The organism is Parafrankia colletiae (assembly GCF_001854655.1).
Lineage (GTDB): Bacteria > Actinomycetota > Actinomycetes > Frankiales > Frankiaceae > Parafrankia > Parafrankia colletiae.
In genome coordinates this window covers 64,094-81,046 of sequence record NZ_MBLM01000002.1, presented here as the reverse complement: position 1 = coordinate 81,046, position 16,953 = coordinate 64,094, and the positions used below count along the sequence as shown (strand labels likewise).

General features: G+C 72.5%; 18 protein-coding genes. 12 read left to right on the top strand and 6 right to left on the bottom strand.

All coding sequences use genetic code 11. From position 1 onward, the window contains the following. Positions 1-395: 395 nt before the first annotated feature. The 8 genes from CC117_RS00420 to CC117_RS00390 all read left to right on the top strand — a co-directional run bounded on the left by CC117_RS00420 (position 396) and on the right by CC117_RS00390 (position 7,523). A complete protein-coding gene (locus tag CC117_RS00420) occupies positions 396-1,787 on the top strand; it encodes a L,D-transpeptidase (RefSeq protein WP_198541677.1) in 1,392 nt (463 codons plus the stop codon). A 175-nt stretch (positions 1,788-1,962) separates the two neighbouring features. Then, entirely contained in the window at positions 1,963-3,144 is a 1,182-nt protein-coding gene (locus CC117_RS00415) for a phosphatase PAP2 family protein (protein ID WP_071081720.1), read from the top strand. Between the two features lie 211 nt (positions 3,145-3,355). After that, positions 3,356-4,555, top strand: coding sequence for an OmpA family protein (locus tag CC117_RS00410; RefSeq protein ID WP_071081719.1), 1,200 nt, complete (start codon positions 3,356-3,358; stop codon positions 4,553-4,555). Between the two features lie 201 nt (positions 4,556-4,756). Then, on the top strand, positions 4,757-5,158 hold the full coding sequence (locus CC117_RS00405; protein ID WP_071081718.1) for an encapsulin-associated ferritin-like protein: 402 nt from the start codon (positions 4,757-4,759) through the stop codon (positions 5,156-5,158). Continuing rightward, complete coding sequence (locus CC117_RS00400) at positions 5,155-5,985, top strand: family 1 encapsulin nanocompartment shell protein (protein WP_071081717.1); 831 nt, start codon at positions 5,155-5,157, stop codon at positions 5,983-5,985. Before CC117_RS00405 ends, CC117_RS00400 begins: the two co-directional genes overlap by 4 nt. Before the next feature lie 334 nt (positions 5,986-6,319). Next, positions 6,320-6,514, top strand: coding sequence for a (2Fe-2S)-binding protein (locus CC117_RS33910; RefSeq protein WP_084131146.1), 195 nt, complete (start codon positions 6,320-6,322; stop codon positions 6,512-6,514). A gap of 203 nt (positions 6,515-6,717) precedes the next feature. Further along, positions 6,718-7,188 (top strand): bacterioferritin, encoded by a 471-nt coding sequence (gene bfr, locus CC117_RS00395; RefSeq protein WP_071081716.1) that lies wholly within the window; start codon positions 6,718-6,720, stop codon positions 7,186-7,188. Positions 7,189-7,277: 89 nt separating this feature from the next. Continuing rightward, on the top strand, positions 7,278-7,523 hold the full coding sequence (locus tag CC117_RS00390) for a DUF2630 family protein (RefSeq protein ID WP_071081715.1): 246 nt from the start codon (positions 7,278-7,280) through the stop codon (positions 7,521-7,523). 52 nt (positions 7,524-7,575) lie between these two features. On the opposite strand, the gene CC117_RS00385 is transcribed toward CC117_RS00390, so the two are convergent. From CC117_RS00385 to CC117_RS00365, 6 genes are all read right to left on the bottom strand, one after another. Beyond that, a complete protein-coding gene (locus tag CC117_RS00385) occupies positions 7,576-9,213 on the bottom strand; it encodes an alpha/beta hydrolase domain-containing protein (protein ID WP_116287657.1) in 1,638 nt (545 codons plus the stop codon). Positions 9,214-9,336: 123 nt separating this feature from the next. Further along, positions 9,337-9,789 carry a hypothetical protein gene (locus CC117_RS38470; protein ID WP_241829707.1) on the bottom strand — a complete coding sequence of 151 codons (453 nt, stop codon included), beginning with the start codon at positions 9,787-9,789 and terminating at the stop codon, positions 9,337-9,339. A 601-nt stretch (positions 9,790-10,390) separates the two neighbouring features. After that, on the bottom strand, positions 10,391-11,872 hold the full coding sequence (locus CC117_RS00375) for an ATP-binding protein (protein ID WP_241829748.1): 1,482 nt from the start codon (positions 11,870-11,872) through the stop codon (positions 10,391-10,393). A gap of 3 nt (positions 11,873-11,875) precedes the next feature. After that, complete coding sequence (locus tag CC117_RS38465) at positions 11,876-12,019, bottom strand: hypothetical protein (RefSeq protein WP_241829706.1); 144 nt, start codon at positions 12,017-12,019, stop codon at positions 11,876-11,878. Between the two features lie 11 nt (positions 12,020-12,030). Next, a complete protein-coding gene (locus CC117_RS00370; RefSeq protein ID WP_071082018.1) occupies positions 12,031-13,677 on the bottom strand; it encodes an FAD-dependent oxidoreductase in 1,647 nt (548 codons plus the stop codon). 245 nt (positions 13,678-13,922) lie between these two features. Next, positions 13,923-14,549 (bottom strand): MerR family transcriptional regulator, encoded by a 627-nt coding sequence (locus CC117_RS00365; RefSeq protein WP_071082017.1) that lies wholly within the window; start codon positions 14,547-14,549, stop codon positions 13,923-13,925. Positions 14,550-14,809: 260 nt separating this feature from the next. On the opposite strand from CC117_RS00365, the gene CC117_RS00360 reads away from it, so the two are divergent. The 4 genes from CC117_RS00360 to CC117_RS00345 all read left to right on the top strand — a co-directional run bounded on the left by CC117_RS00360 (position 14,810) and on the right by CC117_RS00345 (position 16,939). Next, positions 14,810-15,232, top strand: a complete 423-nt coding sequence (locus CC117_RS00360) for a MerR family transcriptional regulator (RefSeq protein WP_071081714.1) — start codon at positions 14,810-14,812, stop codon at positions 15,230-15,232. A 116-nt stretch (positions 15,233-15,348) separates the two neighbouring features. Further along, positions 15,349-15,765 carry a thioredoxin family protein gene (locus CC117_RS00355; protein WP_241829705.1) on the top strand — a complete coding sequence of 139 codons (417 nt, stop codon included), beginning with the start codon at positions 15,349-15,351 and terminating at the stop codon, positions 15,763-15,765. A 71-nt stretch (positions 15,766-15,836) separates the two neighbouring features. After that, on the top strand, positions 15,837-16,547 hold the full coding sequence (locus tag CC117_RS00350) for an MBL fold metallo-hydrolase (protein ID WP_071081713.1): 711 nt from the start codon (positions 15,837-15,839) through the stop codon (positions 16,545-16,547). Between the two features lie 101 nt (positions 16,548-16,648). Beyond that, positions 16,649-16,939 carry a SelT/SelW/SelH family protein gene (locus CC117_RS00345; protein WP_241829704.1) on the top strand — a complete coding sequence of 97 codons (291 nt, stop codon included), beginning with the start codon at positions 16,649-16,651 and terminating at the stop codon, positions 16,937-16,939. The last annotated feature ends 14 nt before the right edge of the window (positions 16,940-16,953 follow it).

The window sequence follows — 16,953 nt, the reverse complement described above, 5'->3', positions numbered from 1 at the left end:
GCAGCGCGGGCCCGGTGTCCGGCCGGCGCGCAACGTCGGATATGAGTTGTGCGTCGGACGTACCGGCGCTGGGAGGGGTTCATGTCGGTCAACCGGAGAGTGTTACTCTCCGAGTTCGTAATCTTGGCGAAACGTAGTTGTCTCGTCGGTGTGGCGAGGTTTTCCCGTGATCGACGGGACGTGGTTCGCGGGTGTGGGTACCGTCCGCCTGTGGGTGGTCGAGTAAGTGCACGTTCTGTTTCTGGTCGGTCTCCCGCGGTGATGGCATCGCTGGTTGTCGTCGCTCCGTTCCGTCTGGTGTCCGCTGGTCCTTGCGGCGTGTTGTCAGGCCGGCCGCGATCGCGCGGGAAAGCCCACCCGACCCGGTCGCACCGGTCTTCGGAAGAAGGCATCGCATGTCTCGCTCGATGATGAGCTCGGCGCGCGCCCGTCGCGGCGCGGCGCCAGCTGTTCCCGGTCCCGTTCCCGGCTCCGTGCCGCCCACTCGCGGATCCGGAGGCGGCCGCGGGTGGGCCGCCCCGGCCCGGCGCGGGATGGCCGGGCTCGCCGCGGTGCTCGCCGCCGTCCTGCTGGCCTCCTGCTCGACGGGCGGCGGGGGTGGCGACACCGCCACCGCACCGACCCCGGCGCCGCCTCCCGCGGCCTCGGTGAAGGTGACGCCGGCCGACGGCGCCACCGGCATCGCGCTCACCGAGTCGGTCGTCGTGACCAGCAACGCTCCGCTGGAGGTGGTCACCGTCAACCGGGGCGCCAGCGCGGCCGAGAAGACCGAGCCCGGCACACTCGCGGGCACGTTCTCCGCGGACCATCGGACGTGGACGTCCTCGGGTGGCCTGTTCTCCGACAGCCGCTATGACATCCAGGCCACGACGACGGCGGCCGCCGGTATCGCGGGCACGGCGAACATCGCCTCGAGCTTCACGACGGGCATCCCGGACAATCCGTTCAAGGTGTCGTGGGAGCCGGTGGCTGGCCAGACCGTCGGGGTGGGCGCCCCGATCAGCCTGACCTTCAGCGCACCGGTGACCGACCGTGCCGAGGTGCAGCGCCGGCTGTCGGTCAGTGCCGACCCGCCCGTGCTCGGCGCCTGGAACTGGATGTCGAACCGCCTGGTCACGTGGCGTCCGCAGCAGTACTGGGCGCCCGGCACCCGGGTGCACGTGGAGGCCAACCTCGCCGGCTACGACTCCGGGTCGGGGTGGATCGGGGTCAAGGACCGAACGATGGACTTCACCATCGGCTCCGCCCAGATCAGCAAGGTCGACGCGGCGACGCACATGATGCAGGTCTTCAAGGACGGCCAGCTGGTGCGGACCATGCCGATCAGCGGCGGCAAGGCCGGCTACCTCACCATGGAGGGCCCGCACAACGTCCTCGGCAAGGCACCCATGGTGATCATGGACTCCGCCACCGTCGGCGTGCCGAAGGGCCACCCGGAGTGGTACTACGAGGAGGTCCAGTGGGCCGTCCACTACACCAGTGGCGGTCAGTACGTGCACTCCGCCCCGTGGTCGGTCGGCTCGCAGGGGCGGGCGAACGTCTCCCACGGATGCGTGAACGCCGCACCCGCCGACGCCGAGTGGTTCTACAACTTCAGTCGGTTCGGCGACATCATCGACATCAGCAACACCGGGCGGCCGGCGGAGACCTCCCAGCTTGGGAACGAGTGGTCCGTCCCGTGGGAGACCTGGAAGGCGGGCAGCGCGCTGCCGGTCGAGGAGTCCCCGGCCGGCGGGCCGCTGGCCGGCAGTGTTCCCGGGGCCACCACCTCGGCCGCCGGGAACTGACCACGGCACGACCCGAGCGGCTTGAGGTTCCCGGGCGGGTGGCCACGGAGTTGTTCCTCCGTGGCCACCCGCCCTTGCGTTCGTGATCGGCTGCCCGTGATTGGCTTGACGGCGCAAGCTGGACGAAGCGAGTCGGACACGGCGAGCTGGAAGTCGGACCGGAAGTCGAGGCGCGGTGGATCGGACGAGCCGCAAGGACCAGTTGGACGAGGACGTGGACCCGGGCGGCGAGCCAGGCCACGGCAACGCGCCAGGCCGGAACGGCCAACCGGGCCACAGCGGGGGGCCGGCGGGCGACCAGGTGCGGGGCCGGTGGCGAAGGCGCCTGATCAGCCCGACGACCGGGCTGCCGCACCTGTGGGTCGAGGCCGTCATGCTGGTGACCCTCTACTACACCTACACGGCGACCCGGGGCGCGGCCGACTCGTCCGAGGCCGGTGCGACCCGGCTGGGCTGGGACATCCTGCACCTGCAGGAACGCCTGGGCCTCGACATCGAGCTCGGCCTCAACCGTTGGCTGCAGGGCGTCCCGGCGCTGGCGGTCCTGTGCTGCTACTACTACGCCACGCTGCACTTCGTGGTGACCCCGGCGCTGCTCGTCTGGATGTACCGGCGCCATCCCGGCCGCTACGTCCGAGCCCGGTGGACCCTGGTCTTCACCACGCTGATCTCGCTGTGCGGGTTCTTCCTGTTCCCCACCGCGCCGCCGCGGCTGCTGCCCGGGACGTCCTATGTCGACACCATGTCCCACTTCGAGGCCTGGGGATGGTGGAGCGGCGGTGCCAGCGCCGCGCCGGACGGCCTGGAGGGCCTCGCCAACCAGTACGCCGCCATGCCCTCCCTGCACTGCGCGTGGGCGCTGTGGTGCGGTGTCCTGCTGGCCCGGTTCGCCCGCACGCCGGTCGTGCGGGTGCTCGGCTGCCTGTACCCGGCCGCGACGGTGTTCATCGTCATGGCCACCTCGAACCACTACATCCTGGACGCCGTCGCCGGCTGGGCTGTGCTCGGAGTGAGCGCGCTGCTCGCCCTGGCCGTCACGGCGCGGCGCGGAGTCCGGCGGCCGGACAGCTCCCCGCCGCCTCCGGCCGACGGCTCCCGGTCGCCGGTCGCCGGAGCGCCACCGGCCGCGACGGAGGCCACGGAGCCGGAGCGGGTGGCCCTGACGGCGGCCGAGCCCGGTGGGAGAGCAGGCGCGGAGGTGGAGGCGGAGGCGGTCACCAGGCCGCCCGGCGGGGATCCGGCGGACGGCGGGGCCGCGACCGCGCACTCCGGGGAGCTCCCGGCGGCCCGCCTTCCGGCGGCCCAGCACCCGACCGGACGGCCGGCGCCCACCCGGACGCGGCTCAGCGAGGCCTGAGCGGGCCGGCGCCCACACTTTTTCCGTCACCTTCACCCGGTGCGTTCCCGATGTCGGGGATGTGCGAAAGTTGCGGAGCGATGTGATGATCTGCGTCGCGGCCCAGGGGCCTCGCGCACGTCGTGGAAGCGGCGGCGCACCCGTCGGTTCACCGGCCCCGGGCAGGTCAGCCTGACCTCCGTCCCGTCCCACATCGAGCCCGGAGCACCTCATGTCCTCGCCCTCGGTGGCGCTCCTCCGGCGCCCCCGTCCGGTTGCGTTTGTCGTCGCGTTGGTTCTCGCGGGGCTGTTGCTCGCCCTGGTCGCCCTCTGGCTGCGTCGCGGCCCGATCGAGGGCGACCTGGCCGATCGGGCGACCGAGGCCGTCCGGGCAAGTGGCGCGGCCCGGGCATGGGTCAGCGTCGACGGGCGGGACGTCGTGCTCCACGGCCGCTTCGACAGCACCGAGGAGGCGCGCCAGGCCCAGGCGGCGGCTGCCGTCTTCGGTGCCGGCTCCGTCCGGCTGGCCGGTGACGCGGTCGTCGCCGCCGAGCCCTCCCGCCCGCTGGTCATCGGGGTGAGCGGGGACGGCGGGGCCCCGTCCGGGCTGGCCCTGAGCGCCACCGTTCCGGACAGTGCGACCCGGGCCGACCTGCTCGGTTCCGCCGCGGACGCGTCCGGCGGGGCCGTTTCGGCGACCGTCACCGTCGATCCGCAGGTGGCCACTCCGGTCCTGGAGGCTCTCGGTGAGGTGGCCACGGCGCTGGGCCGGCAGGCCGGCGCGCGGTCGGTGACCATCGACGGCTCCTCTCTGGTCCTGCAGGGCGGGGCGCCCGACGCGGCGGCTCGCGCGACGATCGGTGCCGAGGTGCTGGCCGCGGTGCAGCCGTGGCTCCCGGGGGCCTCGCTGGACAACCGGCTGGCGGTCGGGGCCGGCGCCACCGTCGTGCTGGACCCGGAGACGGGCGTCGCCAGGCCGGCCGGCCAGGCGGCTGACTCCGCCACCGGCGGCAGCACAACCGGCAGCACGGCCGGCAGCACAACCGGCGGTGCGACAGGCGGGACCGCTGACGGCACCCGTGCCGCGCTGCGGGTGGCGCTGGAGGGCACGCGCCTGACCTTCGCCATCGATGACGCGACCCTGGACGCCGCCGTGCGCGCCGGCCTCGACAAGGTGGCCCGCGCGTTGCTTCCCGGTGATCTCACCGTTCTCGTCGGGGGCCACACGGACAGCACCGGTCCGCTCGCGCTCAACCAGGCGCTCTCGGTCGACCGGGCCAGCGCGGCCCGTGAGTACCTGGTGCTGCGGGGCGTGCCCGCGGAGCGGGTCCGGGCCGCCGGCTTCGGCCCGGCCCGGCCGGTCGCCGACAACGCCACGGTCTCCGGCCGGGCCGAGAACCGGCGGGTGGACGTCACCCCGCTCGCGGACTGAGCCCCGTCCCGCGCGTGCTGTTCTGAGCCCGTCCTTGAGCCCGTCCTGAGGTCGCCCCGACCGGGGCCGCACCGGTACCGGTGACGCGCCGATCACGCAGCGGTCGTGGGCATGCCGGGTCGCGCCGATCGGCGGTGTGCCACGGTGAACAGCGGGCGATGATCGGGGATGGATCGGGCCTGGCGTGGTAGGTAGTGCGCTATGGGCGAGAACAGTATGGGGCTGCATGAGCAGTCCGGAGCCCTCTCACCAGGAACGATCGACCGCCACCGGGCGATCGCGTCGCTGATGGAGGAGCTGGAGGCCATTGACTGGTACGACCAGCGGGTCGAGGCGGCCACGGACCCGGAGCTGGCCGCGCTGCTGGCGCACAACCGGGACGAGGAGAAGGAACACGCGGCGATGACGCTGGAGTGGCTGCGTCGCCGTGACCCGGTGCTGGACTCGCAGCTGCGTACGTATCTGTTCACCTCGGTTCCGGTCACGGAGGTCGAGGAGGCGGCGGTGAGTGACGAGGGCGTTGACGGAGACGCCTCGGCGCGGGCCGCGGAGCCGTCGGACGGCTCGCTGGGGATCGGAAGCCTGAGAGGTGTGAGCGAGTGAACCATCTACTGCGTGGCCATGCACCCCTGACCGAGGCGGGCTGGAAGGCCATCGACGACGAGGCCCGGGGGCGGCTGACGACGAATCTCGCCGCCCGCAAGCTGGTCGACTTCGCCGGTCCGCACGGCTGGTCCTATTCGGCCACCCCGCTCGGGCGGGTCGCGCCGCTGCAGTCGCGGCTCGGTGACGGTGTGCGCGCCCGGCTGCGTCAGGTGCTGCCCGTCATGGAGCTGCGGGCGCCGTTCACCGTCGACCGCGGGGAGCTGGAGGCGATCGACCGGGGCGCCGACGACATCGACTTCTCCGGCCTGGAGGAGGCGGCCCGGCGGGTGGCGGTGACCGAGAACTCGGTCGTCTTCCACGGCAATGCCGAGGCCGGCATCGTCGGCATCGCCGAGGCGTCCTCCCATCCCCAGCTGGAGCTGGGGGTGGACACCGACTCCTACCCGCGCACAGTCGCCAAGGCGGTCGCCCTGCTGCACCGGGCCGGTATCGGCGGGCCGTACGGGCTGGCCGTCGACCCCGACGGCTACACCGCGATCCTGGAGGCCACCGAGCACGGCGGATACCTGCTGATCAGCCACCTCAAGCAGATTCTCGACGGCCCGGTGGTGCGGGCGCCGGGGATCCACGGCGCGGTGGTGCTGAGCCAGCGGGGCGGGGACTTCGTCTTCGAGTCCGGCCAGGACCTCTCCGCCGGCTACTCGTCCCACACGCTGGACGAGGTGGAGCTGTACCTGGAGGAGAGCTTCACCTTCCGGGTGACCGAACCGGACGCCGCGGTCGCGCTGGTGCCCGGCGCCGACCGCCCGGCCAGCCAGGCCTGACAGCCAGGCCTGACAGCCCGGCCTCGCCCGCGGACCGGATCCCGGCTCAGTCGGGATCCGGACTGCCCGGCCCCGCCCCGGTAGTCGTGCACGGACACCTTGTTCGTGCCGCCACGGAATGGCGCCCGTGTGGTTGCTCTGCGCATCGGATCATCGCGGTCCGTGTGTGAGGTAGGTAAGGCTCTCTTGCGCCCACCGTCCGTTCCGTGGCACTCTATCGATAAGGGAAGCCTTAGCTAAGCCTGAACCTCGGTGCGAAGGGGTCCCCCGGAACGGCAACGGTCCACTCTCTCGGTGGTTTCGGCCCCGACGACTCCGGGCGTGGTGAGGTGCGGTGCTCGTCTGTTCATGCTTTGCTGTCTCCGACCGGACGCTACGTAGCGTGATTGCTTCGGGCGCCTGTGACACGGAGGAGATCGGTGCGAGGTGTGACGCCGGCACAGGGTGCGGCGGCTGCCTCGAGGAGATCGATGGCCTGCTCGATGAGGCGATGCCGCGTCGGCGTCGTCCGGTTGCCAGATCAGCCTAGAGACCCACCGGGGCCTCCTGGGACGTGATCTCGGTGGGGTCGGTGCGGGTGCCCGCGGCCGTCTGCGGGATCCGCCGCATGTTCGTCATGCGGCCTTCCGGCATGCCGGTCGAGGGTCTGCCTAGTCTGAAGGTGCTGCCGCCGCATATCCGCCGGGACGTTTCATGGGGGTCGCCGGGTGATATTGCTGGAGGTTACCGGCGGTGCGTGGCGACGAACAGATCGTCGAGAGACTGAACGCGGTTCTGACGAATGAGCTGACCGCCGTCAACCAGTATTTCCTGCATTCGAGAATGYAGCGGAACTGGGGATACAAGCACATTTCCGAGCACTACTATCATGAGTCGATCGACGAGATGAAGCACGCTGATCGAATCATCCACCGCGTGCTCTACCTCGGCGGTCTGCCGAACCTCCAGCGACTGCACACCCTGCGCATCGGGGAAACGGTTCCCGAGCAGCTCGGTCTCGACCGTACGCACGAGACCGAGGCGGTGGACCTGCTCCGCGAGTCGATCGCGCTGTTCCGGACAAAGGGCGACGTCGGATCGGCCGTGCTCCTCGAGGACATCCTGACGTCCGAGGAGGAGCACATCGACTGGCTCGACGCCCAGCTCGAACTCATCTCCCAGCTCGGCGCCACCGAGTACCTGTCCCAGCAGATCCGCGACTGACCGACGGCGCGCCGGCCGCCGACCTCGGCCGCCGGCCGTGGCCCGGGACCGACTGGTGCCCCGGTCCGCGGCGTGGTTGGCTGAGGCCGATGGACGACAAAGCGATCTTCGCGCGCATCGACTCCCTGGTGGCGGAGGAGCACGAGCTGCGCTCCCGGCGCAGCAGTGGCCAGATCGACTCCGACGCGGAGACCGACCGCCTCACCGAACTCGAGGAGACCCTCGACCAGTGCTGGGATCTGCTGCGCCGCCGCCGCGCGGCCCGCGGAGCCGGCGAGGACCCGGACGAGGCCCGCGCCGGCTCCAGCACCCAGGTCGAGGGCTACCTGCAGTAACGCCGGGTCGAGCTGCCGGCGCCCGGCGGCCCGGTGCCGGAGGGCCCCGGGCTCAGCGCCCGAGCAGCGCGGCGGCATCCTCCGGGAGGATGAAGCCGCCGTCGACGCCGGCCTGGGCTGCCTCCGCCAGCCGTTGCCCGTAGCTGCCCAGATCGGGGTAGAGCTGGGCCAGCCGCTCGCCGTCAAACGGCGTGGTCGCCCCGAACAGGACGCACAGTCCCTCACCCTCCCCTGACAGCGTCGCGGTGGGGACGTCCAGCGCAGGCAGCCGCACACCGCCGAGCGCGTTGCCGTCCTCGTCGCGGGCGATGCGGCCGTCCGGTGTGGTGGTGATCCTCGGTGCCTGCGGCGGGGGAGTGCCGTCCCGTGCCCACCGGGCCAGGAGCCGCACAGCGCTGTTCATCACCAGGAACTGGGGAGCGTCGTTGACCGGCCTGGCACAGTCCTTGCCGCTGGACGAGTTCAGCTCCCGCGCCATCAGCGGGTCGACGAAGTCCATGACGAAGCGGTCCAGGTGGGCGGTGCCGGCCACCTCCCACGTCCGCAGGTACGTGGTGTCGGGCTGGCGGGCGTCCAGGTACGTGAACGGGCCCGCCCGCACATCACTCTCCGCCTCCACCACCAGCACCGGGACCTCCAGATCGGTGCGGATCAGGGTCGGGCGCAGCGAGTCCTGGGCGTCCGCCGACGAGTCGCCGAGGGGCGCCGCGTACGGGCCCCGGCTGTGCACCAGGAACCCGTCGAACCGGTCGGCCGGCGGGACCAGCGGATGCACGGCGTTGAGGTAGGCGAGGAGCCGGGCCGCCGACTGGGACTCGCCGTCCGCCAGCACCGTGGCGACCGGGAGGCCGCGCAGCGGTCCGTCCGGGTTCCRCACCGCCCGCGCGGCATCGGTGAAGATGTCGTACGAATAGGCGTCGCCGGGATGGCTCAGCGACCCGTAACGCCCCCGGTCCCAGGCCCGCAGACCGAGGATGCCGTTCACGCCGACGGACTGTGCGGACACCCCGACCCAGGCATAGCCGCCGCGAACCAGCTCCTGGTGGGCATAGCCGAAGTCGGTCGGGGTCTCCGTGCCGGCGGTGACGTTGAGCCACTCGACGACGACGGTGCCGTTGAACCGCGCCGGGTCGCGCGGCCGCTCGACGAGCAGCCTCGTCCGGTACGGGGCGGTCTCGCCGGGCTGGGCCTGCCAGTAGCCGTCGGCGGCGCGGGCACCGGCGGTCCGGTACGGGCGGGCCACGCCTTCGAGCTGGTACTCGCTCTCCTCGTAGCCGGCGGCGGCCACGGCGGTGACCGGCGGGATGACGAGGGACAGGAACGGATGTCCCCGCATACCGCCGGTGATCGGGGTCGTCGCCGGCGCAGCCCGCTCCGCGGCCGAAGGCTCGGCGGCCAGAGGTTCGGTGACCGGAGACTGGGCGGCCGGAAGTCCGATGGTCGGAGATTCGGAGGTCGCGGGTTCGGTTGGTGCGGGTTCGGGGGTGGTGAGCACTGGCGGGGGCGGGAAGGGAAAGAGCGCGGAGGTGGATGCCGCGGGGGCCGCCGGCAGGCAGAATCCGGCGGCCAGGGCCACGGTGGTCAGGGCAGCGGTGGCCAGGAATCCGACGAAGCGGCGCCCGGCGACAGGAATGCGGCCGGGCGGGCGGCGGAGCCGACGGGTGCCGACGGGGGTCCGGGTCGGACGCACGGGAGCTCCTCGACTCGTCTGGGTGGTCGCCGTTGGCGCGCGCAGCGTAACGGGCGACCACCCGCAAATCGAGCTGCCGTTCTCCGGCTGGGGCGTGGCGTTCCTACGGGTTTGCCCGAATGGTCAGTCGTCGTCCCCGCCGTGCCTTCCCTGGCCATCGCGGCCGTCACGGGCCCCGCGGTCGTCGCGGTCGTCGTGGCCGTCGCGGACCCCGGGGTTGCCCGTTGCCGCGCCTGCGCTGGAGTGAACGGGACCAGGGCTGGCGGACGGCGTGCTGCCTGCGGGCGGCGCCTCCGACCTCGCCGGGCCCCGAGGGAACTCCGCGATCCAGCGCGCGAACGCGATCCTGAAGACCACCATGGCTGCCTCTCCGGCGAGGCTGGCATCCGGGTCAGCGACGCCGCGCTGGCGCAGCGCGGCTGCCGTCGCAGCGGCCAGCGACGCGAGTTTGAGCAGCTCACGCTCCTGAAGGGCCGGGTTGGCGTCGATCACGGCCTGGCGCTGCCGGGCGTGCTCGCGGCGCTCCTCGGGAAACACGGTCGCCACGGCGTCGAGAGCCGCGCTGACCGCGTCCATCGGCTCCGCGTAACCGTCTACTGTTTGTAGAAGACGTCGACCGAGCCCGACTGGTCAGTGATCTTCGTGACGACGTCGAGTGCTCCGGTCGCCCCCGGCGGGGAGTGGCCGGCTTCTCGGTCGAGACGATGTCAGCAGTCCCACCCTCGGCGCTCCACCGATCTCCTGATCCAGGAACTCCATTCGACCGTGCCGGACCTCGTCCTTGAACATTCGTGATTGGCGGTGTGGTCCTCGCCCTGCTCGTCACCGCCCGGACATCCGGCGCCTTGTCCATTTCACGCCTCGCCAGCCCGCGAAGATGGCGGATACCGAACTCGTCGTCATTGAACGGTAGGCCGCCGGTGTGGGTGTGCCCGGGGCTTTGGGAACGGCAGGCTTTCGAGGGGCTTCTCCGGGGGATCGGCGCTCCGGCTGAGCGCATACCCGGGCCGATGTCGCTGTCCCGTGCCGCCGTCGCAATACCCGGTCTGCGCGTGCCCATGGCGGTTCTCAGCCACCCGGGTCTGCACAACGCGCTGCGCGTGGGGTTCCTGGGGCGGCGAACGGGATCCTGAACGAGGTCCTGGGGGCGTTGCTCTGAGATCGCGACCGCGCTCGGTCAGCCTCGCGTGGCCCCTGTCGCTGCCCCGGCCGCAGTCCCGGTCCCGGGTTCCGCAGCGGCGGCTGCTTCGACGGCCTCCGCGGGGTCGAGGTCCGGGCGCAGCGGCAGGGCGACCCGGAAGCGGGTGTCGCCGGGCACCGAGGTGACCGTGAGGTTGCCGTGGTGGCGGCTGACGACGATGCGCCAGGAGATGTCGAGACCGAGCCCGGTGCCCTCGCCGACGGCCTTCGTCGTGAAGAACGGCTCGAAGATCCGTTCCTGGATGTCCGGCGCGACACCGGTGCCGGTGTCCCGGATCTCCACCACGAGATCGTCGTTGTCCGCGGAGGTGGCGACCGTGAGGGTTCCGGAGCCGCCCATCGCCGCGGTGGCGTTGTCGATGAGGTTCGTCCAGACCTGGTTGAGCTCGGCGGYGTGGACGGGGATCTCCGGCAGGGTCCGGTCGTACTCGCGGACGACCCGGATGCCGGCGAGTTTGCCGCCGAGCATGGTGAGGGTGCTGTCGAGCAGTTCGTGCACGTCGACCTGGCGGTAGGGCGCCCGGTCGAGCTGGGAGTACTGCTTGGTCGCCGCGAGCAGGCCGGAGATCCGGTTCGTGGACTCCTCGATCTCCTTCATGAGCAGTTCGCTCTCGACCGTGTAGGTCAGCCAGCGGACGGCGCCCTCGAGGATCTCCGGGGAGACGGTGATGGCGACCCGTTCCAGCCAGTCGACGTCGATGCCGCCCTGGACGAAGGTCGGCGCCAGCTCCCAGCCGCCGGTGACACCGTGGTCGTCGAGCCAGTCCGCGACGGCGTCCTCGCGGTCGCTGGTCTCCATCGGCGTCAGGGCGGGCGCCTTCCCGACCCGTTCGGCGGCGTCCTCCTGCAGGCCGATCAGGGCTTCCAGCGCCGGGCGGTCGTACGGGCCGGCGGCGATCATCCCCAGTTTGTGCCGCATGCCGGCTACCCGTTCCCGCAGCGAGACGGTGGCGCGCACCGCGGCGGCGGCGGGGTTGTTGAGCTCGTGGGTCAGCCCGGCGGACAGCGACCCGAGCGCGAGGAGCCGCTCGCGCTGCCCGGTCAGCTGCTGGAGGTTCTTCTGCCCGAAGAACAGCCCCTCCAGCATGTGGACGGCCATCGGGAACCAGTCGCGCATGAGCCGCGACAGCGCCGTGCCGTCCAGCACGACGAACCGGGACGGGGCCGTGACCCGCAGGGAGTTGGTGTAGACCTGCGGCACCCGGTCCTCGAGGTAGGCGAACCAGGCCCCGGAGTAGGCGCCGCGCTGGCTGGTCCTGGTGACCTCGACGTCGTCGTCGCCGACCCGCCGGGTGAGGACGAGAGTGCCTTCGACCAGCACGTAGAAGCAGGTGGCCGGCTCGCCCTCGAGGAAGACCGGGCCGGGTTCGATCAGCTCGACGTGGCCGTTGCGGCAGATCCACGCGAGCTGGTCGTCGGTGAGCTTCTCGAAGAGGAACAGGCTGCGCAGCTCGTCGATGTCTCAGGGCATCGCGGTGCCCTTGACGCACGCCTGGCCCATGACCTGGGCTCCGTCTGCCGTGCCGTCTGCCGTGCCGTCTGCCGTGCCGTCTGCCGTGCCGGCCTGGGCGCCGCCCGCCGGCTCACCTGCCGTCTCGCCCGCCATGCGGCCTCCTCTCAGCGTTTCGCCAGGTAGCGGTGCACGAGGGCGACGGCCATCGCGCCCTCGCCGACGGCCGAGGCGACCCGCTTGACCGACTCGGCCCGGGCGTCGCCGGCCACGAACACCCCGGGCAGGCTGCTTTCCAGGTGGTAGGGGTCCCGCTCGGCGCCCCAGCCCGCCGGCCGCCGCCCGTCGACGACGAGATCCGGGCCGGCCAGGACGAAGCCGTGCTCGTCCCGGGCGACGACCCCGTCCAGCCAGTCGGTGCGGGGCGCGGCGCCGATGAAGATGAACAGCCACTGGGTGTCGACCCGCTCGGTCTCGCCCGTGGCGTTGTCCCGAAGGACCAGGCCTTCCAGGTGGTCGGTGCCGTGCCCGGAGATGACCTCCGTGCAGGCGCGGACGTGGATGTTCGGCACGGCCGCGATCTGCTCGATGAGGTAGTGGGACATGGACGCCTCCAGCCCCCGGYCCCGGACGAGCATCGTCACCGACTTCGCGTGCCGGGCGAAGTACATCGCCGCCTGGCCGGCCGAGTTCGCACCGCCGACGACGTAGACGTTCTCGCCGCTGCAGCTCGGCGCCTCGGTGAGCGCGGAGCCGTAGAACACCCCCTGGCCGGTCAGGTCGTTCAGGCCGGGGGCGTCGAGCTGCCGGTAGGAGACACCGGTGGCGAGGATGACCGCGTGTGCGTCGATGCTGCCCCCGTCCCCGAGGACCAGCCGCCGGGCGGGGCCCGCGGCCTCCAGGGCCACCACGTCGGCGGTGGTCAGCAGCTCCGCGCCGAACTTGACCGCCTGCCGGCGGGCCCGGTCGGTGAGCTGGGAGCCGGAGACGCCGTCGGGGAAGCCGAGGTAGTTCTCGATCCGTGAGCTCTGGCCGGCCTGGCCGCCGGTCGCGTGCCGTTCGACGAGCAGCGTCCGCAGCCCCTCGGAGGCCCCGTACACCGCCGCGCCGAGGCCCGCCGGGCCACCGCCGACGACGACGAGATCGTAGAAGTCGCCGGCGGGCGCGGTCGCCAGCCCGACCCGGCTGGCGAGCTCGCCGTCGCTCGGGTTGACCAGCGCGGTGCCGTCGGTGGTGATGACACAGGGGATCGCGTCCGGCGAGGCGCCGGCGGCGGCCAGCAGGCGCTCGCCCTCCGGCTCGTCCGCCAGGTACCACCGGTAGGGAACGTGGTTGCGGGCCAGGAAGTCGCGCACCTCGTAGGACCGTGCCGACCAGCGGTGCCCGACCACCCGGGTCTCGGCGACGGGCCGCCGGTCGGTGGCCAGCCAGGCGTCGAGCAGGGCGTCCAGGACGGGGTAGAGCTTCTCCTCCGGCGGGTCCCAGGGCTTCAGCAGATAGTGGTCGAGATCGATGACGTTGATGGCGTCGATCGCGGCGCTGGTGTCCGCATAGGCGGTGAGCAGCACCCGGCGGGAGACGGGGAACAGGTCCATCGCCTGCTCGAGGAACTCGATGCCGTTCATGCCCGGCATGCGGTAGTCGGCGAGGAGGATGGCGACCTCGTCCCCGCGCAGCTTGATCTCGCCCAGCGCCTCCAGCGCCTGCGCGCCCGACTCGGCGCGCACGATGCGGTAGTCGCCGCCGTACCGGCGCCGCAGGTCACGGGCGACCGCCCGGGAGACGTTCACGTCGTCGTCGACGGTCAGCAGCACCGGGCGGGGAGCCCCGCGCCCGGCCCGGCCGCCGGTGGAGGCAGAGCCGGCGACGGCGGGCTCCGGCGAGTGCGGACGGGGTGTCGTCACCGTGCCGAGAGCGCCGCTGGACGGGCTGGCCGGCAGGCTTCGGGACGTCGACTGCAATCGGTCACCCGCTCAGTCTAGGGCGCCTGGCCTGGCCATCCCGGTATTCAGGACCATTCATCCGGTAGCGGAACGTATGCGTGGGATGCCCGGTGCGGTCAGTGGTCGGGTCGGTCGAGATCCCGCTGTCGGTCCAGAAACAGACGGATCTGGTCGCGGCCGGAGACGCCGGCGGGACCGGCCCGCGGCGGTGTGCGGGGCGGYGCCGTCGCGGAGCCGGAGCCGGCGCGCGGCGCCGCGGCACTCGGCGGGATCCCACCCGGCAGCGGTCCGACCGCGACCCCGTCGACCAGGACCAGCGGGACGACGCCGTCCAGGATCAGCTGGCCCGGAGCGCGGTCCCCCTCCCAGGCCCCGCCGGCGCGCTGGACGAAGAGCTCCTGGCCGTACACGGCGAAGCGCAACGTCCCCGGCCTGCCCGCCGCCGGCGACGCCGCTGACGCCGGCGACGCACCGGACAGCCCCCCGGCGGCGGAGTCGGATCCGGTCAGCAGGCGCAGGCGCTCCGCCGCCCGGCGGATCTGCCGCGGGCTCAGGCCGGCACGGCGCAGCGCGGCGACCGCCCGCGCCTGGGTCAGCTCGCCGCGCCCCGGACGAACCAGGCCGGAGCGCCGCCAGTAGGCAAGCTGGCGCGGGGTGATGTGCGAGGCGGGTGTGCGAACGGTCGCGCCGGTGATGGCGGGCGCGGAAGCAGGCCGGCCCGTTCGGCGCGTACCCTCCGTCACCTTGCGAATGTAACCGTCCGGTCTGTACCGGGTACGCCCGAGGTCGCCCTGGTCGTCCAGCTGAACCGACGCGGCCTGCTCCGGCGCCTGCCCCGACACGGCCTGCCCGGACGCCGATCTGTTCGACGGCGGATCGCCCCCGGCGCGGGCTTGCCCTGACGTGCGCGTGAACCTCTAGCGTCGAGGACGACGACGAGACCGGGGCCGGGCGGCACCGCACGGCACGGCTCGGCCACGGGTGGAGGGCGGAGGTCACCGGGATGCGCATCGGTGAGCTGGCGCGGCTCGCGGGGACGAGCACCCGCGCGCTGCGGCACTACGAGGAGCGCGGGCTGCTCGCCGCCCGTCGGCTCGCCAACGGCTACCGCGACTACAGCGCCGCGGACCTGCGCGCGGTCGAGGAGATCCGCGCGCGGGTGGCGGACGGGTTCGCGCTCGCCGAGACCCGTCCCTTCGTCGAGTGCCTGCGGACGGGGGAGGGGACCAGCGACGCCTGCGTGGACTCGATCGAGGGCTACCGCCGCCGGATCGCGCAGGTCGACGCCGAGATCGCCCGGCTGCGGCACTCGCGGGAGCGGCTGGCCGCCCAGCTCGACACGGCGTGCCGTGGTGCCCGCGGCCAGGGGGACGTCCCGCCCGCGCTGCCGGGGTGCGTTCTGTTCCCGGCTCAGCCCGGTACCTGACCGCCGCCGCGTTTCCGTTCTGTCATCACGTCTGTCGTCTCTGTCATCACGTCTGTCGTCTCGCCGGCCCGCCGCTGCGGGCAGGCGGGCCGGCCATGCTCTGAGGGAGCTGTCTCATGCCTGTTCACGAGATGTCCGCGCCCGAGATGTCCGTGTCTGTACCCGTGGTCGCGTCGGGGGTGCCCGGATCCGCCGCCGACGGTGTGGTGTGGGAGGTCGACGACGACACCTTCGCGGCCGCCGTGCTGCGGTCCCCGGTCCCGGTGCTGATCGACTTCCAGGCCGACTGGTGCCCGCCCTGCCGGATGATGCGACCGATCCTGCGCCAGGTCGCGTCCGAGCTGGCCGGCCGGCTGCGCGTCGTCGAGGTGGACGTCGACGCCAGCCCGCGGACCGCGCTCGCCTACGGCGTGCTGGCCATGCCGACCATGGTCGTCGTCCGCGACGGCCAGGCGGTGGCGACGCTGGTGGGCGCCCGCAGCTGCCGGCGCCTGCTGGACGACATCGCCGACCACCTGGCGGAGCAGCCGTAGGACTGCGCCGGGCCACGGGTGGGTGGTCGGGGGTTCTGGAGCGGCGGGGCGGGGCTCCGTAGGCTCACGGTGTGAGCGAGCGCCTGTACTTCCGTCAGCTTCTGTCCGGTCGTGACTTCGCGGTCGGTGACCCCGCGGCGACGCAGATGGTCAACTTCGTCTACCTGATCGGTGACCGGGAGACCGGGGAGGCCGTCGTGGTCGACCCCGCCTACCGGGTGGGGGACCTGCTCGACGTGCTCGCCGCCGACGACATGCGGCTGACCGGGGCGCTGGTCACCCACCACCATGCCGACCATGTGGGCGGCACCGCCTTCGGCATCGAGCTGGAGGGCATCCGCGAGCTGCTGGAACGCACCTCCGTCCCGATCCACCTGCAGCGGGACGAGGCGGAGTGGGTGCGGCGCGGGACGGGTGTGGGCGCGGCCGAGCTCGTCGAGCACGACGATGACGACGTGGTCACCGTCGGCTCGGTGGACATCCGGCTGCTGCACACACCGGGGCACACCCCGGGCAGCCAGTGCTTCCTCGTCGACGGCCGCCTCGTCGCCGGGGACACGCTGTTCCTCGAGGGCTGCGGGCGGATGGACTTCCCCGGCGGCGACGCGGCGAAGATGTACGACAGCCTGCGGCGCCTCGGTACGCTGCCGGACGACGTGACCGTCTACCCGGGCCACCGGTACTCGGCGGAGTCCTCGGCCGAGCTCAGCGTGGTGCGCAAGATGAACTACGTCTTCCGGCCGACGAGCTCCAAGCAGTGGCTCGCCATGCTCGGCGCCTGACCGCTCGCGGTGGCGACGCACGGGGCGGCGACGCACGGGCGGGAACGCACGGGACGGGGACCCCACGGGGTGGGCGGGAACGTACGGGGTAGGGGTCGGCCGTGACCGGTGAGGCCAGGCAGGAACGCCCCCGGGTGGAGATCGAGTACTGCACCCGCTGCAGGTGGCTGCCGCGGGCGGCCTGGCTGGCACAGGAGCTGCTGACCACGTTCGAGGCCGAGCTGGGTGYGGTCGCCCTCGTCCCCGGCACGGGCGGCGTGTTCACCGTGCGGGTGGACGGAGAGGTGCTCTGGGACCGGGCGGAGCAGGGCTTCCCCGAGCCGTCCGCGGTGAAGCGTGCCCTGCGCGACCGGGTCGCCCCGGACCGCCCGCTGGGCCACGTCGAGCGCTGACCCCATCGACCACG

Coding starts and splice junctions, on each gene's coding strand:
- CC117_RS00360 (WP_071081714.1), top strand. CDS start 14,810: ATGCGCATCGGTGAGCTGGCGCGGCTCGCGGGGACGAGCACCCGCGCG.
- CC117_RS00410 (WP_071081719.1), top strand. CDS start 3,356: ATGTCCTCGCCCTCGGTGGCGCTCCTCCGGCGCCCCCGTCCGGTTGCG.
- CC117_RS00420 (WP_198541677.1), top strand. CDS start 396: ATGTCTCGCTCGATGATGAGCTCGGCGCGCGCCCGTCGCGGCGCGGCG.
- CC117_RS38470 (WP_241829707.1), bottom strand. CDS start 9,789: ATGGACGCGGTCAGCGCGGCTCTCGACGCCGTGGCGACCGTGTTTCCC.
- CC117_RS00405 (WP_071081718.1), top strand. CDS start 4,757: ATGGGCGAGAACAGTATGGGGCTGCATGAGCAGTCCGGAGCCCTCTCA.
- CC117_RS00390 (WP_071081715.1), top strand. CDS start 7,278: ATGGACGACAAAGCGATCTTCGCGCGCATCGACTCCCTGGTGGCGGAG.
- CC117_RS00355 (WP_241829705.1), top strand. CDS start 15,349: ATGCCTGTTCACGAGATGTCCGCGCCCGAGATGTCCGTGTCTGTACCC.
- CC117_RS38465 (WP_241829706.1), bottom strand. CDS start 12,019: ATGGCGGGCGAGACGGCAGGTGAGCCGGCGGGCGGCGCCCAGGCCGGC.